Below are 25,272 nucleotides of genomic sequence, written 5' to 3' on the forward strand. Positions count from 1 at the left end.
ACATGAATACCCCTGTCGAAAAAATTTTCCTGGATGCCGCGAGCAATCGTCATCTTGATTGGCTGGAGTCGGAAGCCATCCACATCATGCGCGAGGTTGCCGCGGAATGCTCCAACCCGGCATTGCTGTTCTCCGGCGGCAAGGACTCGGTAGTCTTGCTGCGCATCGCGGAAAAAGCCTTCCGCCCCGGCCGCTTCCCCTTCCCTCTGGTGCATATCGATACCGGACACAACTTCCCGGAAGTGATCGAGTTTCGCGACCGCCGTGCCAAAGAGCTGGGTGAACAGCTGATCGTGCGCTCGGTGGAAGATTCGATCAAGCGCGGCACGGTCCGCCTGCGCAATCCGCAAACCGATTCGCGCAATGCAGCCCAGGCCGTGACCCTGCTGGAAACCATCGACGAATTCAAGTTCGACGCCTGCATCGGCGGCGCACGCCGTGACGAGGAAAAGGCACGCGCCAAGGAACGCATCTTTTCCTTCCGCGACGAATTCGGCCAGTGGAACCCGAAGGCGCAGCGCCCGGAGCTGTGGGACCTTTATAACACCCGTGTGCACCCAGGCGAGAACATGCGGGTCTTCCCGATCTCGAACTGGACCGAGCTCGACGTCTGGCAATACATTGCGCGCGAAAGGCTGGCGCTGCCCCCGATTTATTTTGCGCACGAGCGGCAGGTCATCCCGCGCAACGGCCTGCTGGTGCCGCTGACCGAACTGACGCCGCCAAGGCCGGGCGAAGCGGTCGAAACCCGCACGGTGCGCTTCCGCACCGTCGGCGACATTTCCTGTACCTGCCCGGTAGCCTCGGATGCCGCGACCGTCGATGCCATCATCGCCGAAACCGCGGTGACCCAGATTACCGAGCGCGGCGCTACCCGCATGGATGACCAGACATCGGAAGCCTCGATGGAAAAACGCAAGAAGGAAGGATATTTCTGATGAACGCAGTGCTTTCAGAAAAAACTTTGTCGAACCCCGTTGCCCAGGAGCGCGGCCTGCTGCGCTTCATCACTGCCGGCTCGGTCGATGACGGCAAGAGCACGCTCATCGGGCGCCTGCTGTTCGACAGCAAGGGGATTTTCGCCGACCAGCTGGACGCGATTTCGCGTGCCAAGCACAAGCGCACCGTCGGCGACACCGTCGACCTGTCGCTGCTGACCGACGGCCTGGAAGCGGAACGCGAGCAAGGCATCACGATCGATGTCGCCTACCGCTATTTCGCCACGCCCAAGCGCAAGTTCATCATTGCCGACACGCCCGGCCATGAGCAGTACACCCGCAACATGGTCACCGGCGCTTCCACCGCCGATGCCGTCATCATCCTGATCGACGTCTCCAAGGTGAAGATGGGCGAAGACGGCGGCGTCGAGCTGCTGACCCAGACCAAGCGCCACTCGACCATTGCCCATCTGCTGCGCATCGAGCATGTGATCGTCGCCGTCAACAAGATGGACCTGGTCGACTACGACGAGGCCGTGTACGAGCGCATCATCGGCGCCTACCGCCAATTCGCGCAGCAGCTTGGCCTGCAGGACGTCCATCCCATCCCGCTGTCGGCACTGGCCGGCGACAATGTGGTCGTCGCGAGCGACAGAATGCCGTGGTACAAGGGGCCGACGCTGATCGAGCTGCTGGAATCACTGAGCGTATACGACGAGTCGCATGAACAGCCGTTCCGCTTCCCGGTGCAGCTGGTGGCGCGCCACAACGGACATGAAGCGAACGACTTCCGCGGCTACATGGGACGTGTCGAGGCAGGCAAGGTCAGCAAGGGCGACAAGCTGGTGGTGCAGCCGGGCGGACAGTCGGTAACGGTAAAGGACATCGTAACCCTGGACGGCTCGCTGGAAACGGCAAGCGTTGGCCAATCCGTCACCGTCCTGCTGGAGGAGTATGTCGACATTTCTCGCGGCGACATGCTGGCCGCTGCCGACAGTCTGGCGAGCCTGGTGAAGACCGTCAACGCCGACATCTGCTGGCTGTCGGAAGAGGCGCTGGACGTGCGGCGCAAGTACTGGCTGAAGCATACGACCAAGCAGGTTGCCGCACGCGTGACAAAGATCGACACCCTGCTCGACATCAATACCCAGGAACGGCGTCCCGCGGAATCCCTGAACCTCAACGACATCGCCAGCGTGTCGATCAATGTGCAGCAGCCGCTCGCGGCAGATGACTACGATGCCATCCGCTCGACCGGCGCCTTCATCCTGATCGATGAAGTGACGCACCAGACGGTCGCGGCGGGAATGATCAGGCTTGCCTGAAGGGCATACGGCTTCATGTCCTCACCCCCGAGTGGCCGGAACAGCACCGGCAAGGTGTATCTGCTGGGTGCCGGTCCTGGCGCCGCGGACCTGATCACAGTGCGCGGCGCCCGCATACTTGCACAGGCCGAAGTCGTCCTGCATGACGCCCTGGTCACGGAAGAGGTATTGCAACTGTGCCCGCAAGCGGTCAGGATTTCCGTCGGCAAGCGTTCCGGCCAGCGCTCCACAGCGCAGGCGACCATCAACCAGCGCCTCGTTGAATGCGCAAGGGAGTACCGGCTGGTAGTGCGTCTGAAAGGCGGCGACCCCATGCTGTTCGGACGGGCCGACGAGGAGTTGCGCGCGCTCGAGGCAGCAGGCATCGAGGTCGAAGTCATTCCCGGGATTACCACCGCACTGGCGGCGGCAGCTTCCACCAAACAGCCCTTGACCAAGCGTGGCGTGGCGCGCAGTGTTGCCTTCTTCACGTCCAGCGTCGCCCCCGGCCATCCGGAGCAAAGCACCCTGCCGGATTGCGATACCCTGGTCCAGTACATGGGCGGCAAGGAAGCAGTTGCCACCGCACGCAAGCTCCTGTCACAGGGACGCTCGCCACGCCTGCCGGTCATCGTTGTCGAAAATTGCAGCCGTCCCGACGAGCGCATTCTGCGCTTGCGGCTGGATGAGCTGGAACAGGGCTTGTCGCATTGCCATGGACCGGTGCTGGTGATGATCGGGGAAGCCTTCGCTGCCCGCACCTATGCGGAACACGCTGCCACGCTGGCCATGCAGGAAGAGAAATGAAAATAAGCCGCGCGGCTTATTGATTGTCCAGGGTGCCCAGACAATAGCGGGCGATCGCATTCAATACGTCCGGGCTTTCGCCGACCGCTTCTGCAGCCCGGATATTCAGCCCGGGATACTGCTTCTGCAGCTGGCTGATCATGAGCGGCAAGTCGCGCAAGACATGGCCGCCCTGCCCGAAAAATACCGGCACGATCATGATGTCGTCACATCCCGCCTGCTGCAATTGCAGCACGACACTCGCCAGCTCGGGCGGCATCATCTCCAGGAACGCCAGTTCAATCGGAACATCCGGCGCCTGAGCCTGGACAATTTGCTGCAAGCGCCGGAACGGCGTGGCCCACCTCGGGTCGCGCGCGCCATGCGCAAACAGGATCATCGCGCGCCTTGTCATGCCTGCCTCACCGCCTCTGCATCCGCCACAGCGTGGCGATCGCCGCCAGCAGGAACATCGCGCTCGGCAGCATCGCCGTGGCTGCCGGCGGCCAGGTATTCAACAGCCCCAGGTGCGAGAACAGGCTGTTGATCAGTTGGAAGCTCACGCCAATCATGATGCCGATAAAAATCTTCAGACTCACGCCGCCAGTGCGGAAATGCAGATAGGCAAATGGCAGCGCGAGCGCCATCATTACCAATATTGCCAGCGGATAAACCACCTTCTTCCAGAAGGCGATCTTGTAGCGCTCGGCATTCTGCTTGTTTTCGGTGAGATACCGGACATAGGAAGAAAGATCCTTGGCCGACATGCGGTCGGGATCGGCAAACAGCACCGACAGGATGTCGGGCGTGATTTCGGAAATCAGGTTGCGGTTGGGCGCCGTGGTGGTCGAAACCGCAGTCGATATGTTTTGCGTACTGCCGGAAAAGCTGGTTTCCGACACGTTAGCCAGGCGCCAGGTATGCTCGCCCGCATAATTGGCAGTATCGGCCGAAACGATCTTCGTCAGGCGGAATTCGGGGTCGAACTCGTAAAGACGGATGCCGCGCAGCTGGCCGTCCGGCCTCACCTCGCGCACATTCACGAAACGCGAGCCGATGGCTTTGCCGGTCATTCCGTTCTGCCTGATCACATCCTTCGTCCACAAACCCGAGCGGAACTGCTGCGATACTGCGGCACCTTGCACTCGCAGCTTCAGCTTTTCCGCCATTTCGCTGCTTGCGGGAGCGACGATTTCGCCAAACAGGAAAGTGATCACCATGAGCACGATACCCACTTGCGCCAGGATCCAGCCCGCCATCCTGGGCGACATGCCGGATGCGCGCATGATCGTGAATTCGGAACGGGCCGCCAGCTGGGACAGCGCGAAAATCGTCCCGATCAGGGCAGCCGTCGGCATCAGCTCGTAGATGTAACCCGGAAAGCCCAGCAGCACATACAGGAATGCATGATGCAACTGATAACCGCCGCGGCCCACCCTTGGCAATTCCCCAATCAGTTCGAAAAACGCGAACAGCGCCAGGAAGGCCAGCAGCACGAATACGACGGAGCTGAAGAGCTGGGCGGAAATATATCGCTGCAAGACTTTCATTGCGATTGCAACTCCGCCTTGTTCGTTGCCACTGTCCGCTTGAACGCCGCCCACATCCTCGAAGGATGATAGGGACTGTTGATCGTAAGCCGCCATGCGAACAGCAGGGAAACCGCCAGTATGGCCACCAGGTGGATCGGCCACCATCCCATTCCAAAGGAGACCCGGCCCTGCACCACCATGGTCTGGAATACGCTAACCATATTGCTGTACACCACGAACAGCAATATTGCAATGATCAGGTTACCGGAACGGCCGCCGCGCGGATTCACGAAACTCAGGGGAATCGCGAGCAGCATCAGGAACACTCCCATCAGAGGCAGCGCGATGCGCCACAACAATTCACCCATGTTGTAGTTGGTCCTGTCTTGCAACAGAACGGATGTAGGCTGCGAGCGCGCGGATTTATCACCGGCCACGGCTGCCGATTGCGGCGCAACCAGGACGCCGTAACGCTCGAACTCCATCACCCGGAAATCCGATTGCGTGCTGATGCCGTCATAGCGGCGCCCCCTGCTCATGACCAGAAACTTGTCGCCATGTTCATCGAGCGAGACCGTGCCTTCCTGCGCCACGACGATGCTGTTGCGCCCGTTGTTCATGGTATTGACGAAGATGTTCTTCACTTTGGTGCCATCCTCGGAAATGCCTTCGACGAAGAAGATGCGTTCGGCCGATGCGGATTCCTGGAACTTGCCCGGGGCGACCTTGGCAATGTCGCCGCGCTTTTCAAAGCGTTCCCGGAATTCGGCGCTTTGCCGGTTTGCCCACGGCGTGGCGACGAAGCTGAGCAAGGCGGTAAGCGCCACAATGGGCATGCCGAAGGACAATACTGGCCGTATCCATTGCGCTAAACTGAGCCCGGAAGCGAACCAAACAACCATCTCGGAATCCTGATAACTGCGGGTAACAACAAGCAGGACCGAAATGAATCCGGTAAGAATCAAGATGATGGGCAAATAGTTAAGCGCGGCAAAGCCGATCAAGGCAACCACGTCCTGGGATGCGACTCGTCCACCCGCGGCCTGGCCGAGAATGCGGATCAGCATCACTGTGATGACAATGGTGAAAAGCGTGGTGAAGACAGCGCCGGCGGTACTTACCAGTTCGCGTCGGAGAGCGCGCCGAAAAATCATTGAAGGCTATAATTGCATATAGATAAGGAGCAACCCATGGACTTTAGCATAAAAACTATCGACGCAAAAACCGGCACCACGGGCATCAAAACCGATTGCATCGTGGTCGGCGTGTTCGAAAACAAGAAACTGTCCCAGGCCGCGCGCGAACTCGACCGCAAGGGCGATATCGCCGCCGCGCTCAAGTCGGGTGACATCTCCGGCAAGCCCGGCTCCACGCTGCTGTTGCGCAATACCGATGGTATTGCGTCCGAGCGCATCCTGCTGCTGGGCATGGGCAATGAAGAAACCATCAGCGAAAAGAATTTCCTATCCGCCGCACAGGCGTTGGCACGCAGCCTGGCTGGCCTTGGAGCAAAGGATGCGACTCTCGCCCTGCCCCTGGACTCGGTGAACAAGCGCGACGCCGCCTGGGCGATCCGCTCCATCATTCTTGCCATTCGGGACAACGCCTACCGTCCGGATACATTGAAAAGCCAGAAGGATGCCAACTCGAACGGCGTCAGAAAGCTTGCCTTCGCTACCGGCACGACGGACAGCGCTGCCGCCAAGAATGCAGTGGCACAAGCAGTGGCTCTGGCCAATGGCATGGAACTGACGAAAGACCTGGGCAATCTGCCCAGCAATGTCTGTACGCCCACCTATCTTGCCAATACTGCCAAGAAGCTTGCGAAGGATTACAAGTTCGGCATCGAAGTGCTGGACCGCCGTCAGCTCGAAGCCCTCAAGATGGGCAGCTTCCTGTCAGTGACCAAGGGCAGCGAGGAACCGCCGAAGTTCATCATCCTGAAGCACATGGGTGGCAAGACGAAGGATGCGCCGGTCGTACTGGTCGGTAAAGGCATCACTTTCGACACCGGCGGCATTTCGCTCAAGCCGGGCGCCAACATGGATGAAATGAAATACGACATGTGCGGCGCCGCGTCGGTGCTCGGTACTTTCCGCGCCATCGGCGAAATGGGCTTGAAGCTGAACGTGATCGGCATTGTCCCGAGTTGCGAAAACATGCCATCCGGACGCGCATCCAAGCCGGGCGACATCGTGACTTCCATGTCGGGCCAGACCATCGAGATCCTCAATACCGATGCGGAAGGACGGCTGATCCTGTGCGATGCGCTGACCTATGCCGAGCGCTTCAAGCCGGCTGCGGTGGTCGATATCGCCACTCTGACCGGCGCCTGCGTCACCGCCCTCGGCCATCACAACACCGGCCTGTTCACGCGCCATGACGATGCACATGACGAGCTTGCGGATGAATTGCTGGCCGCCGGCAAGGCGACCGGCGACACCGCATGGCGCATGCCGATCGAAGACAGCTACCAGGAACAGCTCAAGTCGAATTTCGCCGACATGGCGAACATCGGCGGCCCGCCGGGCGGCAGCATCACCGCCGCCTGCTTCCTCGAGCGCTTCACCCGGAAGTACACCTGGGCACACCTGGACATCGCCGGCACGGCATGGAAGAGCGGCGCCGCCAAAGGCGCCACCGGACGCCCGGTGCCGCTGCTGACCACCTTCCTGCTGAACCGTGCTCAGGCCGGCAGCGGCAGGAAAGCAGCATAAAGCCGGCAAGCTGCAAGGGCGGTTGATGTTTCGCTGCGTTCCCTAGTGCAGCTTCTCCGGCCCGACCTGCGTCTTGCGCTTCTGTTTCCGAAAGCGTCGCCGTGCTTTGCGGCGTCGATTCGGGAATGGAATTCCAATTCGGCAGGCCCAGCTTGTTGGCTAAGGTGCGACAGCGCGGCTGGTATCTACAGAGCCCCGATCCGGATCGAAGCGTAGTCATAACACGCCGCCTTCCCTGCTCCGCAAGGATAAGGCAGGTCAAGCCGGCCCTGCCGCTCTATCCGGCTGTCGGGATAGGCATCCTGCAGCTTCTCCATCCATCCGTCTGCGACTGCGCCGCGCATCAATACGATCACCTGACCTTGCAGGTGCGGACGCTGCTTCAGGACATCGTCCAGCAGCAGCGTCCGGCGCGCAGGCTGCTGTAGGTACAGACTGGCGGCGGCACGTTGTTCGCTGACGACCAGAACGGACGCATTCGGAAACAGCCTGTCCAGCTGGGCCGACATGTCCGAATAGGGAGGATCCGTCCGCACCTTCTTGCCTATCATCGGACCAAGGTATCCACGCACGGGAAACGCCAGCAGGATGATGACACCGGCCACTTGCGCGATCTGCAGAATGCGCCGGGTCACACCGCGCTGCAGCAATACCGGCCACAGCACCAGCCAGGCAAGCGGCAGGGAAAACAGCAGCGGCTGCAGCCATCGCCCCCTCATTGCGCTGACTTCGCCTGTCAGCACGATTGCAGTGACATAAACACAGAAGGCGGCATGCAGGAGGGCGAAAAACCGCGCCTCGGGATGGATCATCCCCGGCACCCTCTTCTTTCGGAAGCGCAGCGAAAAGAAACCGTAGACCAGCCATTGCGGAGCGCTGATCGTCAGTGTCGTCAGCAGTACGCTGGAAAGGCCGCTTGCCACGTTCGACAGGTAATCGGCGTGACCGCCTTCCCGCATCTTCTCCAGCGTACCCGCGGTCGCGATGCCCAGGTGGTCGAACAGCCATACGGCATGCGGCAGGAAAATCAGCAAGGCAACGCCGGCCGCAAGCAACATCCGGCGATTCCACAAGACCTGCCGGTAATGCGCAACCAGCAGGCTGGCGGTCGCAAGCCCTGCAAGGAAGACTGCGAAATTGTACTTGGACAGCAGCCCCAGCCCGACCAGAAGACCCATCAGGGCATGGCGCCACATGGCAGGACGCCGCACAAGCGTGAAATAAAGCCAGAGCGTGGCGGCCGCGATCGCGGTCGACAGCACAGTGTGTGTCAGGTCTCTTTGTGCCTCCCAACTGAATTGGGGCATCAGCAGCAAGGATGCCGAAGCCGCCATGGCGCCGCCAGCGCCGACCAGCGGTTTGGCCGTGAAATAGATGCAGACATAGAGGGAAAACAGCAACAGGTTCTTCAGCGCCGCGAGAGCAAACAGGTTTACGCCGAACATCTGGAACAGACACCACTGCAGCCAGTAGTACAAGGGAGGCTGGGTACCGTATCCCAGACGCAGCTGCTGCGACATCAGGATTTGCTCGGCTTCGTCAAAACTGAGCGGAGCCGCCAGCCCAATGCGGAACGCGACCTGCAGCACGAAGTAGGCAGCCAGGCAAAGCAGGAATCCCCTGCCGGAACGGATCAGTCCGGAATCCACGATTGATTTTCGTTCACTCAAGAGAAGAGGCATATGTTCGCTTGGATAGTGGCTTTTTGTCGGTGGATATACTGCAATTAGAAGTCGGCCAGCAATGCTTTCCGTCGACTAGCAGGAATGGCAGAATCTAAAAATTAAGCGGAATCCGAGTTGGATATTTGATCGAGCTCTGCAGGAAATTTCCGTTCGCCATATTGCTGCGCCCTTGCCAGCATTACGCATTCCGACACCGCAACCCAAGGCCAGCGCGCCATGAATGGGGTACCATCGGCATTCCGCGCCCGAGCATCCAACCAAATCGCCGGTCGGATTTCCGGCCTTTGCTCCTGACTATCAAAAAACAAAAGGAATTGCCCAGTATATGAAGCTTGCCACTTGGAACGTCAATTCACTCAAAGTCCGCCTGCCCCAGGTGTTGCAGTGGCTGGCAGACAATCCGGTGGATGTCCTGTGCCTGCAGGAGACCAAGCTGACCGACGACAAATTCCCCGTCGCCGAGATCGAGGCTGCCGGCTACCAGGTTGCCTTCACCGGTCAGAAGACCTACAACGGCGTCGCCATCCTGTCGAAGCATCCGATGAGCGAAGTGGTCAAGAACATCCCGAGCTTCGAAGACCAGCAGCAGCGCGTGATCGCAGCCACCATCGGAGGCATGCGCATCGTGTGCGCCTATATCCCGAACGGGCAATCCATCGATTCCGACAAGTATCAGTACAAGCTGCAATGGTTGAACGGTTTGCACGACTGGCTGGTGGAACAAGGCAAGGCTTACGACAAGCTCGCCCTGCTCGGCGATTACAACATCGCCCCGGAAGACCGCGACGTGCACGACCCGGCCGGCTGGCAAGGCCAGGTGCTGGTGTCCGACCCGGAACGCGCCGCATTCCGGCGCCTGCTGGACCTTGGCCTGAAGGACGCCTTCCGGCTGTTCGAACAGCCGGACAAAATGTTCAGCTGGTGGGACTACCGTCAAATGGCATTCCGCCGCAACATGGGCCTGCGGATCGACCACATCCTGCTCTCCCCTGCCCTGGCGTCCCGCTGCAGCAGCTGCGTGATCGACAAGACGCCACGCAAGTGGGAACAGCCTTCCGACCATACGCCGGTGGTCGCGACGCTGGATTAATAAGTAGCCTTGGCAGGCATCGATATCCAGGCATCGATATCGTATGCGTGCGAAGCACGCAAGTCTGTCCCTGGATCAAATTTCAATATGCCATGCGGAAGTAGGGTGCGCCGCGCGCACCGGAATGGCATGGTGCGCACGGCACACCCTGCTTTCTTTTCCGTTCATCGTTGCGAAATCCCGCTTTAGTCCCCGGATGCCCTGGCAGTTGTCCGTTCCATCTTGATCAGGTAAAGATTGCGCAGATAAATGAAAACACCGAGAAGCTGGCCGGCAATGAATACCGGATCGCGACGGTGAATGGAATATACCAGCAGCGTCAGGCCACCCAGTACGCTGAAATACCAGAATGCCACCGGAACCACGCTTCTTCTCTGCCGCTCACTCTGAATCCACTGGATGACGAAGCGCATCATGAAAAGTCCCTGCCCCGCAAAACCGATCACCAGCCACCAGACATCGTTTTCCATTTCAGTTTTCCTCCGCACTTCCGCGCATGCTTCGCCGCGGAAGCATCAGGATCATTTCGCGCGCGCCCCAGACCAGGCAAATGATGCCAAGCACCCGCTGGAATGCGAGCGCATTGGGATATCTCATATGATTACTTACCAATAATGCCGCCGCGATGGCGAGCAATACGATGCCCGCGAGGTAGCCGCCGATCCCGGAGGTTTTCCATGTCCGACGCCCCACCAATGCCAACCCGGCCCATGCCGCCAGCCAGCCGCCGAGCATCCCGCCCAGCAGGTCGAGCGGCCAATGGACTCCGACCATGACGCGCGACAGGCTGACCAACACCGCAAGAATGAACAACAGCGTGCGCAGCAGGTAATGCCGGCTCAGACTCATGATCCAGATTCCGGCAACCGCGAAAATCGCGGCGGCATGGCCCGACGGGAAGGCCCGGGCGCGAAAGGCGGGGCCATAATGGAAGAATTCCTCCGGCGGGAACACTGCCAGTGGACGCGGCACGTTGATCACATGCTTGATGCCTTGCACCCATAATGCGGCAAAGACTGCCGCAAACAGTGCCGCCCAGAAGCGCTGCGGCGATCGCTTGATCCAGGGCGCCACCAGCGCGAGCGCCACGGCGCCATCCCCGAGAATGGTCAGGTTGGCCCACCAGACATCGCCCAGCACATGCCCGGAACGATTCAAGGCAAGAAAGAGTTCCCGGTTGCTGTCAGTGAAATAAACGACTCCCAGCAAAACCGATGCGATCAGCGGAGGCAGCCATGCCCAGGGTGAGTTTCGGTAGCTTTGCATGATTGTTCAGGAAGGAATCCTTACCAGGACGACACCGCCCTTGCCGTACAGGATTTCCGCTTGTCCCAAGTTCGGTAATTCATCGCTTCGGGTCAGGACCACATCTCCCGGTGCGGGAGCGCTGACCCGCCTGGTCACCGCTTGCCGGTACACGCTGAAGCTTGGCACGTTGATCCGCCACGCCACCACCGGCACGTTCAGTCTTTGTGCGACCGCAGCGGCTTCCTTCACCGGCCCCTGCTGCAGTTCGCCGACGGCGGGCAGGACCAGGCCGCCAGCGGCCGCAGCTCCCAGCAGTCCCATCGCGATCAGCCGCTGCCACACTGCGATGCGCGTGGCAAAGACGAGGGCTAGCATTGTCAGCAGCAGGATCAGGGCGGCCACGTAGTAGGACTGCCCGAACACATCCGGGCGCGTCAGCATTTCGCGTATATAAGTGTTGCGGATGCGCGGTCCGCTCCATTGCAGCAATCCGGGCAGCGCCAGCACGATGCCCAGCATCAGCAGAGGCGGCGTGAATGCCAGCCAGCGCGACTGCAGGGATTCCCTGCGCATCGCCATCAGCACGAACAGCGGTGAAATGCCATACAACAGGTAATGCGGCAGCTTGGTGCCGGCCAGCGAGAAGAAGATCAGCACCAGCAGAAACCAGGTCCACAGGAAAGTATCAAGCGGATGCGCCCACATGCGCCGGATGCCCGGCAAGACGCGGAGGAACAGGCCGCTGTAGGGCAACAGCAGCACCAGGCTCATCGGCAGGTAGTAGAGCATGTTGCCGCTGTGCCCCTGGAGCGGGGACATGAAGCGCTCGACATTGTGGCGCATGAAAAAACCCGCGAGGAATGCCGAACCCTGTTCACGGTATTCGAGCAGGTACCAGGGGCCGGCCACCACGAGAAAAATGGCCCAACCGACCGGATCGGTCACTGCTTTCCACCAGGAGCGCAGCTTGCCATGCAGCAGAAACGCGATCGCGCTCGTGGCAAACGGAATGAAGAGCGCGATCGGTCCCTTGGTGAGCATGCCGAGTGCCATCCACAGGAATGCGCGATACCGGTACTTCTGGAGCGGCTGCTCCAGATAACGGTACACGTCGAACATGGCGAGGACAAGAAACAGGTTCAGCAGCGCATCGGCTGTCGCGGCACGCCCGATGACATTGAAGCCGAGCGTCGTTGCCGCGATCACGGCAGCCGCATAACCGGTCGTGCGGCCCGCCTGATGCCAGGCAAAGCAAAGGATTGCCAGTATCCAGCCGATGCTGGCCATAGCGGACGGTAGCCTGAACGCCAATTCATGAATGCCGAACAGCGATACGGAAATCGCCTGCAGCCAGTAGATGAGAATCGGCTTGTCGAAGCGCAGGTTGCCGTTCAGGTAGGTGGTCAGATAATCCCGGCGCTCCAGCATTTCACGCGTTGCCTCGCTGAAGGCTCCCTCGTCCACGTCGAACAGCGGAACCTGGCCGAGCTGGACCAGCAGGCCGACGCAGATGGCGAGCGCCAGCAGCACCGGAAGCGCCGCCGGGGATTGCATCACCCGGGACGGCAGGCTTGCGCCTTTCCCGGGCAGGAAATCGGTACGGTCGGAGCCGGTCCGGTTCATGACATGCGTTCCATCATCCGGCCTCGCGTCCCCGCACAGGCGCAGGCTGCCTCGATGCCTGCAGCGTGACTTCGCCTTCCGGCTTGGGTATGCCATGCTGGGCATCGTTCGGGTCGCCGAGGACCGTGCGCACTGCATAGGTTTTCGTGCCGGTCGATTCGAAATAGGTACGCGCCAGCATCTCGGTCACGATGCCGGTGCTGATGAACTGCACGCCGATGACTGCAAGCAGCGCGCCCAGCAGCAGCAGCGGACGGTTGCCGATCGCCTCGCCATCGACAAGCTTGGCCCATGCCAGCGAGGCGAGAATCAGGAAGCCCGCCAGGCCGAACAGCATGCCGATGCGCCCGAAAAAATGGCCGGGCTTGGCGCGGAAGCGCATGAAGAAATACACCGAGAGCAGGTCGAGCATCACCTTGAAGGTTCTCGACAGGCCGTACTTCGACTCTCCATGGATGCGCGGGAAATGGCTGACCGGTTCTTCCTTGATGCGGGCGGGAGAAGTCACGGTGGCCATCCATGTCGGAATGAAGCGGTGCATCTCGCCATACAGCCTCACCTGTCTGATGACGGAAGCGCGGAAGACCTTCAGCGAGCAGCCGTAGTCGTGCAGCCGCACGCCGGTGACCGCGACGATCAGGCGGTTCGCCAGCCAGGACGGCACTTTCCTGAACCACAGGTTGTCCTGGCGCTGATGACGCCAGCCGACCAGCAGGTCCAGGTCTTCCGCCAGCAGGCGGTCGACCATGCGCGGAATGTCTGAGGGATTGTTCTGCAGGTCGCCGTCCATGGTAGCGATGATCGTGCCCTGCGCTGCGTCGATGCCGGCTTGCATGGCTGCCGTCTGGCCGAAGTTGCGTTGCAGGATGATGGCCGAGACATGCTCCGGATAACGCGCGACCGCCTGGCTCAGCCGTTCCGCCGTGCCATCGCGGCTGCCGTCATCGACCAGGATCAGCTGCCATGGCCAATGCGCCGGCGTCAGCGCGGCATGGACTTGCTCCACCAGCGGTCCGATGTTGTCTTCTTCGTTATAGACGGGCACCACCACCGACAGCCGGTGCTGCCCGTTGCGCTGCCCTCGCTCGGCATCTGTCTTCGTCCACATTGGCAAAGGTCCGGTTAAGAATGATAGCTTTTGTACCAGTCGGCAAAGCGGGCGATGCCAGCGGCGAGCGGCGTGGCGGGCGCCCAGCCGGTGGCTTTCGCCAGTTCGCTGGAATCCGCGCTGGTGGCGATCACATCGCCCGCCTGCATCGGGCGGAAAATCATTTGCGCCTTGCGCCCGAGCTCCTTCTCGAGGGTCTCGATGAAGTCGATCAGCGCGACGGGCTGCTGATTGCCAACGTTGTAAATCCGATAGGGCGCGTGGCTGGTCGCGGGGTCGGGATGGAAGGCATCGAAATCCGGATCCGGGTTTGCCGGATGCCGCATGATGCGCACGATGGATTCCACCACGTCGTCCACATAAGTGAAGTCGCGCAGCATCTTTCCTTCATTGAATACTTCGATCGGACGGCCCTGCGTGATCGCATCGGCAAACAGCATGGGTGCCATATCCGGGCGTCCCCATGGTCCGTACACCGTGAAGAAGCGCAAGCCGGTGGTCGGCAACCCATATAAATGACTGAAACTGTGCGCCAGCAGTTCATCGCTTCTCTTGGTTGCCGCGTATACGCTGACCGGATGATCCGCCGGATGATGCTCGCTGAAGGGCATGAGCCGGTTTGCGCCGTAAATGCTTGAGCTGCTTGCATACACCAGATGCGACACCCTATGTTTCCTGCAGCTGTCGAGGACATTGGCGAACCCGACCAGGTTGCTCATGATGTAGCGCTGCAGGTGTTCGGCCGGGTGCCGGACACCGGTCTGGGCGGCAAGATGCACGACAGTGGTAAAACCGCCGGAACGGAACAGCTCATCCACCGAGTCCGCGTCCGCCAGGTCGAGCTCTGCAAAGCGGAAGCCGGCATGACGAGAAAGCACTGCAAGACGGGCCCGCTGCAGGCCGCCATGCGATGGACCCTGTGTGGCCTGCATGTTGTCGATGCCGACCACCTGCTGCCCATCCTGCAGCAGGCGGTGTGCCAGGTGCATGCCGATAAAGCCTCCTGCTCCAGTAACAAGAATCATCCCGATGTGTCCAATGCAGTTAAAGACGGCCAAGCGCCGCTTCCTTCAGCCTTCGCGGCGCACTACGTACTCTTTGATTCCGCTGCGCTCGTCAGGCCCGAAAGAACGGACGCGCACGCCCGCCATGCTGCTGACCGCTTGCGTTTAAACTGGCCGGTCCTCCCGAAATGTCGGCAAGCCGCGTGGAGAAATGCGCCACCGCCCTTGTTCCTGCATTGGAGTGCAGCCGATTTCGAAGCGGCGCCTGGTCCTGCAGGCTTCCCCGAGGATTCCCAAGCCTCCGGAAAGCGGGTCGGGTTCCCGAGTGGCACGTCAGTGTGGCTTGTACTTGTCCGCCATCTCATGAAGTTGCGCATGGCGGTCAGCCGGCTGTCATAGCGCAAAAGAAATCTTCGCCCCGTGTTTATATAAGAAGCAGCATAAGAGACTTTGCTTTAACGCAAAGGCAAGGCATGTCATATCTGCGCGTTTTCCGCAGGGAAATGAAGCGGGATTGCCGGGCACTGGAAAGCGGTGCCCGGCATGGGGAAATAAGGCGTGCGGCGTCAGCTCTTGAGTGCGCCTTCGATCTGATGAAGGGCTGACGGATCTTCGATCGTCGGCAAGTCTCCGGGATCACGGCCTTCGCAGATCGCCTGGATGGCCCGGCGGAGCAGCTTGCCGGAGCGGGTTTTCGGCAGCAGCGTCACGAAGTAGATCCGGGCCGGCCGGCCAAGCGCGCCCAAGCGTCTGTCGACCACTGCCATGATCTCGCCTTCCAGCGTCCGCCGCTCTTCGGCTGTCGTTGCCGCCTGTGCATTCTTCAGTACCGCGAAGGCAACCGCGACCTGCCCCTTGAGCTTGTCCTCGATGCCGACCACCGCCACCTCGGACACGTTCGGATGGCTGGAAATGCTTTCCTCGATCTCGCGCGTGCCGAGTCGGTGTCCCGCGACATTGATCACGTCATCGGTACGGCCAAGGATGAAGTAATAACCGTCCGCATCGCGGATGCCCCAGTCGAAGGTCGAATACGCCTGCTGGTCCGCGAAGTTGGACCAATAGGTATCGAGGAAGCGCCGGTCGTCGCCATACACGGTCTGCATGCATCCCGGTGGCAGCGGACCTTCGATCACCACCACGCCCTTCTCGTTCGCGCCGCAGGTCTTGCCCGTCCCTTCATTCAGGATCTTCACCTTGTAGCCGTACATTGGCACGCCCGGGCTGCCAAGCCGCGCCGGCCGGTCGTCCACGCCGCGCGCGATCGAGAGGATGGGCCAGCCGGTTTCAGTCTGCCAGTAGTTGTCGATCACCGGCACATCCAGCGCGGATGAAATCCATTCGGAAGTCGATTCATCCAGCGGTTCGCCGGCGAGGTAGAGCGTCTTCAGGGAAGACAGGTCATGTTTCTTCATGAATTCCGGCGGTTGCTTCTTCAGCACCCGCACCGCCGTCGGTGCCGAGAACATGCGACTGACCTTGTATTTCTCGACGATGCTCCACCAGATTCCCGCATCAGGGCGGATCGGCAGTCCTTCATACAGGACGGTCGCCATGCCGGCGATCAGCGGGCCGTAGACGATGTAGGAATGGCCAACCACCCAGCCGATGTCGGACGTGCAGAAATAGGTTTCCCCCGCCTTGCCGCCGAAGATGTAATCCATGGAAGCAGCGAGCGCCACCGCATAACCGCCGACATCGCGCTGCACGCCCTTGGGCTTGCCAGTCGTACCGGAGGTGTAGAGGATGTAGGAGGATTCATTGGACTCCAGCCAGGTAACGGGAACCTGCGCATCGGCGTGCTTTTCGCGCAGCTCCGCATAATCCACGTCCCGGCCTGGCACCCTTTCCATTGCTGCCAGGCCGCGGTCGACGAGCAGCACATGGTCGGGCTTGTGCTGCGCCATGCGGATCGCCTCGTCCAGCAAGGGCTTGTAGGCGACGACCTTGCCGCCGCGCGAACCCGCATCGGCGGACACGACCAGCTTCGGCGTCGCGTCCTCGATGCGGCTGGCCAGGCTGTTGGATGCAAAGCCGCCGAACACGACCGAATGGATCGCGCCGATGCGGGCGCAGGCGAGCATGGCGAATACCGCTTCCGCAATCATCGGCATGTAGATCAGGACGCGGTCGCCCTTGCCCACGGCGAGCGACTGCATCATGGCCGCCGCGCGATTGACTTCGGCATGCAGTTCGGCAAACGTGTATGTCTTTTCGCTGCCGGTTTCGGTGGAGATGGCGATCAGGGCCGGCTTGTCGCCCTGGCTGCCCGTCCACCGATCGACGGCGTTGTAGCAGAGATTGGTCTTGCCGCCGACGAACCAGCGGGTGAATGGCGGCTTCGAATAATCGAGCACCCGGGAAAACGGCTCCTGCCAGTGAATCCGCCTGGCCTCGTCAGCCCAGAATCCGTTCGGGTCGTCGACAGAGCGTTGGTAGAAATCTGAATAATTCATTGTCTCCTCCGATTTCACTTCAAATGCAGCCGGATGCAAGCCAGTTTCGTCGATCCGCCTTACTGTGCGCTTACAAGGCATGCGCGAGTCAAGCGAGATCAAAGGAAGGGACGGGAGCCAGACGGAAAGATTCGTTGCGCGGGAGGAGCGCCTTCCGGGCTTATTTCCACGCGGACAGGTCAGATGACGTACAGGTCGACATATTCGTGCACCGGCATGGCTTCGAGCTTTGCCTGGTCGAGCGAGATGTCGAGGATCATCTGTTGTTGCCTGGGGGGGAAGCGGCGTGCCAGGTTGGTGCGGAACTTCGCTTCCAGCAGAGGGATGCCTTCCGCGCGACGGCGCGCATGGCCGATCGGATACTCCACCACGACTTCCGGCAGCACTTCCCCGCTGTTCAGTTCGACCGTCAGCGCATTCGCAATCGAGCGCTTGTGCGGGTCGTGGTAATCGGCGGTGAAGGCCGGATCTTCAACGCACACGATCTTCTCGCGCAATGCATCGATGCGCGGGTCGGCAGCCACTTCATCCTCGTAATCGGCGGCGGTCAGATGGCCGTACAGCAGCGGAACGGCCACCATGTACTGGATGCAATGGTCGCGGTCGGCCGGGTTGTCCAGTGGGCCTTTCTTGTCGATGATGCGGATGCAGGCTTCATGGGTGCGGATCGTGATTTTCCGGATGTCATCGGCCGACTTGCCGTCTTTCTTCAATGCGGCGTGGATTGTCATTGCCGCTTCGACCGCCGTCTGAGCATGGAATTCGGCCGGATAGGAAATCTTGAACAGCACGTTTTCCATCACATAACTGCCCCATTGCGCCGACGGGCGCTGGAAGCGGAACGGGTGGCCCTTGAACAGCACGTCGTAGAAACCCCAGGTCCTGGCGCTCAGCACCGAGGGATAGCCCATCTCCCCCGTTTTCGCGATCAAGGCGAGCCGTACCGCACGGGAAGTCGCGTCGCCGGCCGCCCATGACTTGCGCGAGCCGGTGTTTGGCGCGTGGCGGTAGGTGCGCAAGGACTGGCCATCGACCCAGGCCAGCGATATCGCATTCAGGATTTCCTCGCGCGACAGGCCGAGCATCTGCGCGACAACGGCGGTCGAGGCCACCTTGACCAGCACCACATGGTCGAGGCCGACCTTGTTGAAGGAATTTTCCAGGGCGATGCAGCCCTGTATCTCGTGCGCCTTGATCATGCCGGTCAGCACATCGCGCATGGTGAGCGGCTTCTTGCCCATCGCAACGGCGTTGCGCGACAGCCAGTCGGCCACCGCGAGGATGCCGCCGAGGTTGTCGGACGGATGGCCCCATTCAGCCGCCAGCCAGGTATCGTTGAAGTCCAGCCAGCGGATCATGGTGCCGATGTTGAATGCGGCCTGCACCGGGTCGAGCTGGAATTGCGTGCCCGGCACCTTCGCACCGTTCGGCACCATCGTACCTTGCACGATCGGCCCGAGCAGCTTGGCGCAGGCCGGATACTCGAGGGCTTCGAGGCCGCAGCCGAGCGTGTCGATCAGGCAGTTGCGCGCCGTCTCGTAAGCGAGCTCTGAACGGACCTCGGTGTTCAAGACGTAATCGGCAATGTCGACCAGGACCTGGTCCCAGTCGGGGCGGGTGGCAGATTCCATGCCATTTAGGACATGGAATCGCCTCCGCTGTTCCTTAAAACGCGTCGCCCGGCACGCGCACCCATCCTTCCATCAACACCCGCGCGCTGCGGCTCATGATGGCCTTGGTCACGCTCCATTCTCCGTTGGCCTGGCGCGCTTCCGCACCGACGCGCAAGGTGCCGGAGGGATGACCGAAGCGCACCGCATTGCGTTCGCCGCCGCCTGCGGCGAGATTGACCAGCGTACCGGGAATCGCTGCGGCGGTGCCGATGGCAACCGCTGCCGTGCCCATCATTGCGTGATGCAGCTTGCCCATGGACATCGCGCGCACCAGCAGGTCGATCCCGTCCGCCTTCACCGTCTTGCCGCTGGAAGCGACATACTCCTTCGGCGGCGCGACGAAGGCAACCTTGGGCGTGTGCTGGCGTTTGGCGGCCTCGTCGAGGTTCCTGATCAGCCCCATGCGCATCGCGCCGTAGGCCCGGATGGTCTCGAACTTCAGCAGTGCTTCGGGATTGCCGTTGATCGCTTCCTGCAGTTCGGTGCCGTTGTAGCCGATCTCGTCGGCATTCACGAAGATGGTTGGAATGCCGGCATTGATCATGGTGGCCTTCAGCGTGCCGACACCCGGCACTTGGAGATCGTCCACCAGATTCCCGGTCGGGAACATCGCACCGCCTGCACCCTCTTCTTCCGCGGCCGGATCGAGGAATTCCAGCTGCACTTCCGCAGCCGGGAATGTCACGCCGTCGAGCTCGAAGTCGCCGGTTTCCTGCACCTGCCCGTTGGTGATCGGCACATGCGCAATGATGGTCTTGCCGATGTTCGCCTGCCAGATGCGCACCGTGGCGATGCCATTCTCGGGAATACGGCTGGCATCGATCAGGTCATTGCTGATTGCGAAGGGACCGACCGCAGCGGACAGGTTGCCGCAGTTGCCGCTCCAGTCGACGAAGGGCTTGTCGATGGAGACCTGGCCGAACAGGTAATCTACATCATGCTCGGGCCGGCCGCTTTTGCTGACGATGACCGTCTTGCTGGTGCTGGACGTTGCGCCGCCCATGCCGTCGATTTGCTTCCCGTACGGGTCGGGGCTGCCGATGACGCGCAGCAGCAGCTTGTCGCGGGCTTCGCCCGGCACCTGCGCGCGCTCGGGCAGATCCTGCAGGCGGAAGAACACGCCCTTGCTGGTCCCGCCACGCATGTAGGTCGCGGGGATTTTGATTTGGGGGATGTGAGCCATGTTTTTTTATCCTGTGGATTTTCCCTCCCCCTTCAAGGAGAAGGGATTGCAACAGCTCTACGCTGCCTTTGCGTCGGACGACGCAAGAAAGTCCTGCGCAAACCGCTGCAGCACGCCACCGGCTTCGTAGATCGACACTTCTTCCGCGGTATCGAGACGGCAAGTCACCGGCACTTCCACCCGTTCGCCGCTCCTGCGGTGGATCACGAGGGTAAGGTCACAGCGCGGCTTGCGCTCGCCGATCACGTCGAAGGTTTCAGTACCATCGATGCCAAGCGTGAGGCGGTTGACGCCAGGCTTGAACTCCAGCGGCAGCACGCCCATGCCGATCAGGTTGGTGCGATGGATGCGTTCGAAGCCTTCGGCCACGATGGCTTCCACGCCCGCGAGGCGCACGCCCTTTGCCGCCCAGTCGCGCGAGGAGCCCTGGCCGTAGTCGGCGCCGGCGATGATGCACAGCGGCTGCCGGCGTTCCATGTAGGTCTCGATCGCTTCCCACATGCGGGTCACCTTGCCTTCCGGCTCGATGCGGGCGAGCGAGCCGGGCGTCACCGCGCCGTGGGCATCGCGCACCATCTCGTTCTTCAGCGTCGGATTGGCGAAAGTGGCGCGCTGCGCGGTGAGGTGGTCGCCGCGGTGAGTTGCATAGGAATTGAAGTCTTCTTCCGGCAGCCCCATTTTCGCCAGGTACTCGCCGGCCGCCGAGCTCGGCAGGATGGCGTTGGATGGCGACAGGTGATCCGTCGTGATGTTGTCGCCCAGTACCGCCAGGGGACGCATGCCAGTCAGCGTACGCGGGCTGGCCGCAAGCGCGCCCTGCCCTTCCCTGTCCCAGTACGGCGGGCGGCGGATGTAGGTGCTCATCGGACGCCAGTCGTAGAGCGGCTTGACCGCTTCCGTCGACGCCGCCTTCTTCTCGAACATCGGGATATAGACATTGCGGAACTGTTGCGGCTTCACGCAGGACTTCACGATTGCATCGATCTCTTCATCGGTCGGCCACAGGTCCTTCAGCAGGATGGGCTTGCCGCTGGCATCGGTGCCGAATGCATCGCGCTCGATGTCGAAGCGAACGGTGCCGGCGATCGCATAGGCCACGACCAGCGGTGGTGAGGCAAGGAAGGCCTGCTTGGCGTAAGGATGGATGCGGCCGTCGAAGTTGCGGTTGCCGGAGAGGACGGCGGTCGCATACAGGTCGCGGTCGATGATTTCCTGCTGAATCTTCGGGTCGAGCGCGCCGGACATGCCGTTGCAGGTCGTGCAGGCGAAGGCCACGATGCCGAAGCCGAGCTTTTCCAGTTCCTTCTTCAGTCCGGCTTCTTCCAGGTACAGCTCCACCGCCTTCGAACCGGGTGCCAGCGAAGTCTTCACCCATGGCTTGCGGACCAGCCCCAGGCGATTGGCATTGCGCGCCAGGAGAGCCGCCGCAATCACGTTGCGCGGATTGGAAGTATTGGTGCAGCTGGTGATCGCGGCGATGATGACCGCGCCGTCCGGCATCTGGCCCGGGACTTCCTCCCACTTGCCGGCGATGCCCTTCGCCGCGAGGTCGGTGGTTGCCACGCGCGCATGCGGGTTCGAGGGGCCGGCCATGTTGCGCACGACGGAAGACAGGTCGAACTTCAGCACGCGCTCGTATTGCACATTCTTCAGCGTGTCGGACCAGAGGCCGGCTTCCTTCGCATAAATTTCCACCAGCTTCACCTGCTCTTCGCTGCGGCCGGTGAGCTTCAGATAATCGAGCGTCTGCTGGTCGATCGAGAACAAGGCCGCCGTGGCACCATATTCCGGAGCCATGTTGGAAATGGTCGCGCGGTCGCCCAGCGTCAGTGACGAAGCACCCTCGCCATAAAACTCGAGGTAGGCGCCGACCACCCTGGATTTGCGCAGGAACTCCGTAAGCGCGAGCACGATATCGGTGGCGGTGATGCCAGGCTGGCGTTTGCCGGTCAGCTCCACGCCGACGATTTCCGGCAGGCGCATCCAGGAAGCGCGGCCCAGCATCACATTCTCGGCCTCGAGACCGCCGACGCCGACGGCGATCACACCCAGTGCATCGACGTGCGGCGTGTGGCTGTCGGTGCCCACGCAAGTGTCGGGGAAAGCCACGCCATCAATGGCATGGATGACCGGCGACATCTTTTCCAGGTTGATCTGGTGCATGATGCCGTTACCCGCGGGGATCACGTCCACGTTCTTGAACGCTTCCTTGGTCCATTCAATGAAGTGAAAGCGGTCCTCGTTGCGGCGATCCTCGATCGCGCGGTTCTTGGCGAATGCATCCGGGTCAAAGCCGCCGCACTCCACGGCCAACGAGTGATCGACGATCAGCTGCACCGGCACCACGGGATTGACCTTGGCCGGGTCGCCGCCCTGCTCGGCAATCGCGTCGCGCAGGCCGGCGAGGTCGACCAGCGCAGTCTGGCCGAGGATGTCGTGGCAGACCACGCGCGCGGGGAACCAGGGAAAGTCGCGCTCGCGCTTGACTTCGATGATCTGCTTCAAGCAGTCGGTAAGGATTGCCGGATCGCAGCGGCGCACCAGGTTCTCGGCGTGGACGCGGGAGGTATAGGGCAGCTTTTCCCAGGCGCCCGGCTGGATCGCTTCGACAGCGGCGCGCGCGTCGAAATAGTCCAGCTTGGTGCCCGGCAGGTTTTTGCGGTATGCGGTGTTCATTACTCGTCAATGAAAAAGGTGTTGCGTAGGGTGCGCCATGCGCACCGCATTTTATGTACGGCGGGCAAGGTGCGCGCGGCGCACCCTGGTCCTTTACTTGCGCTTGTTGATGGGCACGAACTTCAGGTCTTCCGGCCCGACGTAATTCGCGCTCGGGCGGATGATCTTGTTGTCGATACGCTGCTCGATGATGTGGGCGGCCCAGCCGGAGGTGCGGGCGATCACGAACAGCGGCGTGAACATCGCGGTCGGCACGCCCATCATGTGGTAGGACACGGCGGAGAACCAGTCGAGGTTCGGGAACATCTTCTTGATATCCCACATCACGGATTCCAGACGTTCGGCGATGTCGAACATCTTCATCGAGCCGGCTTCCTTCGACAGCCTGCGCGCGACTTCCTTGATCACCTTGTTGCGCGGGTCGGCGATGGTGTAGACCGGATGGCCGAAGCCGATGATGACTTCCTTGTTTTCCACGCGCTTGCGGATGTCGGCTTCCGCCTCGTCCGGATTGTCGTAGCGCTTCTGGACTTCGAACGCGAATTCGTTGGCGCCGCCATGCTTGGGGCCGCGCAGTGCGCCGATCGCGCCGGTGATGGCGGAATACATGTCGGTGCCGGTGCCGGCGATCACGCGACTGGTGAAGGTCGAGGCATTGAATTCATGTTCTGCGTACAGGATCAGCGACGTGTGCATTGCCCTGACCCACTCGTCGGAAGGCTGTTCGCCGTGCAGCAGGTGCAGGAAGTGGCCGCCGATCGAATCGTCGTCGGTTTCCACCTCGATCCGGTTGCCGTTGTGGCTGTAGTGATACCAGTAGAGCAGCATGGAGCCGAGCGATGCCATCAGCTTGTCGGCGATGCCGCGCGCATCTGGCACATTGTGGTCATCCTTTTCCGGCAATACGCAGCCGAGGGCGGACACGGCGGTGCGCATCACGTCCATCGGGTGGGAAGAAGCCGGCAGCCATTCCAGCACCGCTTTGACGTTGGCCGGAATGCCGCGCAGCGACTTGAGCTTGGCCTTGTATCCCTTCAGTTCGGCGACGGTCGGCAGCTTGCCGTGCACCAGGAGGTACGCAATCTCTTCGAACTCGCAGGCCTCCGCCACGTCGAGGATGTCGTAGCCGCGGTAATGCAGGTCGTTGCCGGTCCTGCCCACCGTGCACAAGGCGGTATTGCCGGCCGTGACGCCGGACAGCGCGACGGATTTTTTCGGTTTGAAACCTGTTGCTTGTTGCTCGCTCATCAAGATCTCCCGGTAAATTACTTGGACTTCTGCTGCGCAAACAGCGCGTCGAGCTTTTGCTCGAATTCGTGGTAGTTGATGCGTTCGTACAATTCCATGCGCGTCTGCATGGTATCGACGACATTCTTCTGCGTGCCGTCGCGGCGGATCGCGGTGTAGACGTTTTCCGCTGCCTTGTTCATGGCGCGGAAAGCGGACAGCGGATAGAGCGCCAGGCTCACGTTCGCCGACCGCAGCTCGTCCACGGTATAGAGCGGCGTGGCGCCGAACTCGGTGATGTTGGCAAGCACCGGTACCTTCACCGCGTCTGCGAACTTCTTGTACATCGACAGCTCGGTGATCGCTTCCGGGAAGATCATGTCGGCGCCGGCTTCCACGCAGGCATTCGCCCGGTCCAGTGCGGCTTCCAGACCTTCGACGGCAAGCGCGTCGGTGCGGGCCATGATGACGAAATTCTCGTCGGTGCGCGCATCGACCGCTGCCTTGATGCGGTCCACCATTTCCTGCTTGCTGACGATTTCCTTGTTCGGACGATGACCGCAACGCTTGGCGCCGACCTGGTCCTCGATGTGCATGGCGGCAGCGCCGAACTTGATCATGGACTTGACCGTGCGCGCGACATTGAAGGCCGAAGAACCGAAGCCGGTATCGACATCCACCAGCAGCGGCAGGTCGCAGACATCGGTGATGCGGCGCACGTCGGTCAGCACATCGTCGAGATTGGAAATGCCGAGGTCGGGCAAGCCGAGGGAGCCGGCTGCGACACCGCCGCCCGAGAGATAAATGGCCTTGAAGCCTGCGCGCTTGGCGAGCAATGCATGATTGGCATTGATGGCACCGACGACTTGCAGCGGCGCTTCTTCTTTGACCGCCTGACGGAAGGCGGCACCTGCGGAATGGAGACTCATTGTTTTTCCTTGTAGTCGGGTGTTTCATGAAACGTGAACCATCCCTTTAGTGCAATCGACATGCCAGCCAGTAATGCTGGCCATAAGCGCCAA

General features: G+C 61.2%; 20 protein-coding genes. 5 read left to right on the forward strand and 15 right to left on the reverse strand.

Annotation, left to right across the window (positions count from 1 at the left end; all coding sequences use genetic code 11):
* Window positions 1-2: 2 nt before the first annotated feature.
* The 3 genes from cysD to cobA are packed head-to-tail and all read left to right on the forward strand — an operon-like array spanning window position 3 to window position 3,049.
* Window positions 3-938: a sulfate adenylyltransferase subunit CysD gene (gene cysD / locus HGHM_RS10670; protein WP_019141517.1), complete on the forward strand. Its 936-nt coding sequence runs from the start codon at window positions 3-5 to the stop codon at window positions 936-938.
* Window positions 938-2,263: a sulfate adenylyltransferase subunit 1 gene (locus HGHM_RS10675; protein ID WP_019141518.1), complete on the forward strand. Its 1,326-nt coding sequence runs from the start codon at window positions 938-940 to the stop codon at window positions 2,261-2,263. The genes cysD and HGHM_RS10675 overlap by 1 nt, the downstream gene beginning before the upstream one ends.
* A gap of 15 nt (window positions 2,264-2,278) precedes the next feature.
* Window positions 2,279-3,049 carry a uroporphyrinogen-III C-methyltransferase gene (cobA, locus tag HGHM_RS10680; RefSeq protein WP_019141519.1) on the forward strand — a complete coding sequence of 257 codons (771 nt, stop codon included), beginning with the start codon at window positions 2,279-2,281 and terminating at the stop codon, window positions 3,047-3,049.
* Between the two features lie 16 nt (window positions 3,050-3,065).
* Here the strand turns inward: cobA and HGHM_RS10685 are convergent, their stop codons facing one another.
* Genes HGHM_RS10685 through lptF form a run of 3 tightly spaced genes read right to left on the reverse strand, consistent with a single transcriptional unit; the run spans window position 3,066 to window position 5,714 of the window.
* Window positions 3,066-3,443: a sirohydrochlorin chelatase gene (locus HGHM_RS10685; protein ID WP_034348488.1), complete on the reverse strand. Its 378-nt coding sequence runs from the start codon at window positions 3,441-3,443 to the stop codon at window positions 3,066-3,068.
* 7 nt (window positions 3,444-3,450) lie between these two features.
* Window positions 3,451-4,578 carry an LPS export ABC transporter permease LptG gene (gene lptG / locus HGHM_RS10690; RefSeq protein ID WP_019141521.1) on the reverse strand — a complete coding sequence of 376 codons (1,128 nt, stop codon included), beginning with the start codon at window positions 4,576-4,578 and terminating at the stop codon, window positions 3,451-3,453.
* Window positions 4,575-5,714, reverse strand: coding sequence for an LPS export ABC transporter permease LptF (gene lptF / locus HGHM_RS10695; RefSeq protein WP_019141522.1), 1,140 nt, complete (start codon window positions 5,712-5,714; stop codon window positions 4,575-4,577). Before lptF ends, lptG begins: the two co-directional genes overlap by 4 nt.
* A 36-nt stretch (window positions 5,715-5,750) precedes the next feature.
* On the opposite strand from lptF, the gene HGHM_RS10700 reads away from it, so the two are divergent.
* Window positions 5,751-7,277, forward strand: a complete 1,527-nt coding sequence (locus HGHM_RS10700) for a leucyl aminopeptidase (RefSeq protein WP_019141523.1) — start codon at window positions 5,751-5,753, stop codon at window positions 7,275-7,277.
* A 185-nt stretch (window positions 7,278-7,462) separates the two neighbouring features.
* Here HGHM_RS10700 and HGHM_RS21140 read toward each other — a convergent pair whose 3' ends face one another.
* The gene (locus tag HGHM_RS21140; RefSeq protein WP_019141524.1) at window positions 7,463-8,926 is read right to left on the reverse strand and encodes a glycosyltransferase family 39 protein; all 1,464 of its coding nucleotides are present in this window, start codon (window positions 8,924-8,926) and stop codon (window positions 7,463-7,465) included.
* A gap of 361 nt (window positions 8,927-9,287) precedes the next feature.
* On the opposite strand from HGHM_RS21140, the gene xth reads away from it, so the two are divergent.
* Window positions 9,288-10,052, forward strand: a complete 765-nt coding sequence (xth, locus tag HGHM_RS10710; RefSeq protein WP_019141525.1) for an exodeoxyribonuclease III — start codon at window positions 9,288-9,290, stop codon at window positions 10,050-10,052.
* A 185-nt stretch (window positions 10,053-10,237) separates the two neighbouring features.
* On the opposite strand, the gene HGHM_RS10715 is transcribed toward xth, so the two are convergent.
* From HGHM_RS10715 to prpB, 11 genes are all read right to left on the reverse strand, one after another.
* Window positions 10,238-10,522: a lipid-A-disaccharide synthase N-terminal domain-containing protein gene (locus tag HGHM_RS10715; RefSeq protein WP_019141526.1), complete on the reverse strand. Its 285-nt coding sequence runs from the start codon at window positions 10,520-10,522 to the stop codon at window positions 10,238-10,240.
* A 1-nt stretch (window position 10,523) separates the two neighbouring features.
* Entirely contained in the window at window positions 10,524-11,318 is a 795-nt protein-coding gene (locus HGHM_RS22305) for a phosphatase PAP2 family protein (protein WP_019141527.1), read from the reverse strand.
* A 6-nt stretch (window positions 11,319-11,324) separates the two neighbouring features.
* Window positions 11,325-12,923, reverse strand: a complete 1,599-nt coding sequence (locus HGHM_RS10725; protein ID WP_019141528.1) for an ArnT family glycosyltransferase — start codon at window positions 12,921-12,923, stop codon at window positions 11,325-11,327.
* Between the two features lie 13 nt (window positions 12,924-12,936).
* On the reverse strand, window positions 12,937-14,031 hold the full coding sequence (locus tag HGHM_RS10730; RefSeq protein ID WP_019141529.1) for a glycosyltransferase family 2 protein: 1,095 nt from the start codon (window positions 14,029-14,031) through the stop codon (window positions 12,937-12,939).
* Between the two features lie 14 nt (window positions 14,032-14,045).
* The gene (locus tag HGHM_RS10735; RefSeq protein ID WP_034348489.1) at window positions 14,046-15,056 is read right to left on the reverse strand and encodes an NAD-dependent epimerase/dehydratase family protein; all 1,011 of its coding nucleotides are present in this window, start codon (window positions 15,054-15,056) and stop codon (window positions 14,046-14,048) included.
* Between the two features lie 545 nt (window positions 15,057-15,601).
* Window positions 15,602-17,491 carry a propionate--CoA ligase gene (locus HGHM_RS10740; RefSeq protein ID WP_019141531.1) on the reverse strand — a complete coding sequence of 630 codons (1,890 nt, stop codon included), beginning with the start codon at window positions 17,489-17,491 and terminating at the stop codon, window positions 15,602-15,604.
* A gap of 179 nt (window positions 17,492-17,670) precedes the next feature.
* Window positions 17,671-19,122, reverse strand: coding sequence for a bifunctional 2-methylcitrate dehydratase/aconitate hydratase (locus HGHM_RS10745; protein ID WP_019141532.1), 1,452 nt, complete (start codon window positions 19,120-19,122; stop codon window positions 17,671-17,673).
* A gap of 34 nt (window positions 19,123-19,156) precedes the next feature.
* On the reverse strand, window positions 19,157-20,347 hold the full coding sequence (gene prpF, locus HGHM_RS10750; RefSeq protein WP_019141533.1) for a 2-methylaconitate cis-trans isomerase PrpF: 1,191 nt from the start codon (window positions 20,345-20,347) through the stop codon (window positions 19,157-19,159).
* A 57-nt stretch (window positions 20,348-20,404) separates the two neighbouring features.
* Window positions 20,405-23,023, reverse strand: a complete 2,619-nt coding sequence (gene acnD, locus HGHM_RS10755) for a Fe/S-dependent 2-methylisocitrate dehydratase AcnD (RefSeq protein WP_019141534.1) — start codon at window positions 23,021-23,023, stop codon at window positions 20,405-20,407.
* A 93-nt stretch (window positions 23,024-23,116) separates the two neighbouring features.
* A complete protein-coding gene (prpC, locus tag HGHM_RS10760; RefSeq protein ID WP_019141535.1) occupies window positions 23,117-24,271 on the reverse strand; it encodes a bifunctional 2-methylcitrate synthase/citrate synthase in 1,155 nt (384 codons plus the stop codon).
* Window positions 24,272-24,288: 17 nt separating this feature from the next.
* Window positions 24,289-25,179 carry a methylisocitrate lyase gene (gene prpB, locus HGHM_RS10765; protein ID WP_019141536.1) on the reverse strand — a complete coding sequence of 297 codons (891 nt, stop codon included), beginning with the start codon at window positions 25,177-25,179 and terminating at the stop codon, window positions 24,289-24,291.
* Window positions 25,180-25,272: the final 93 nt, after the last annotated feature.

The sequence above is a fragment of the Noviherbaspirillum massiliense JC206 genome (assembly GCF_000312045.1).
Lineage (GTDB): Bacteria > Pseudomonadota > Gammaproteobacteria > Burkholderiales > Burkholderiaceae_D > Noviherbaspirillum > Noviherbaspirillum massiliense.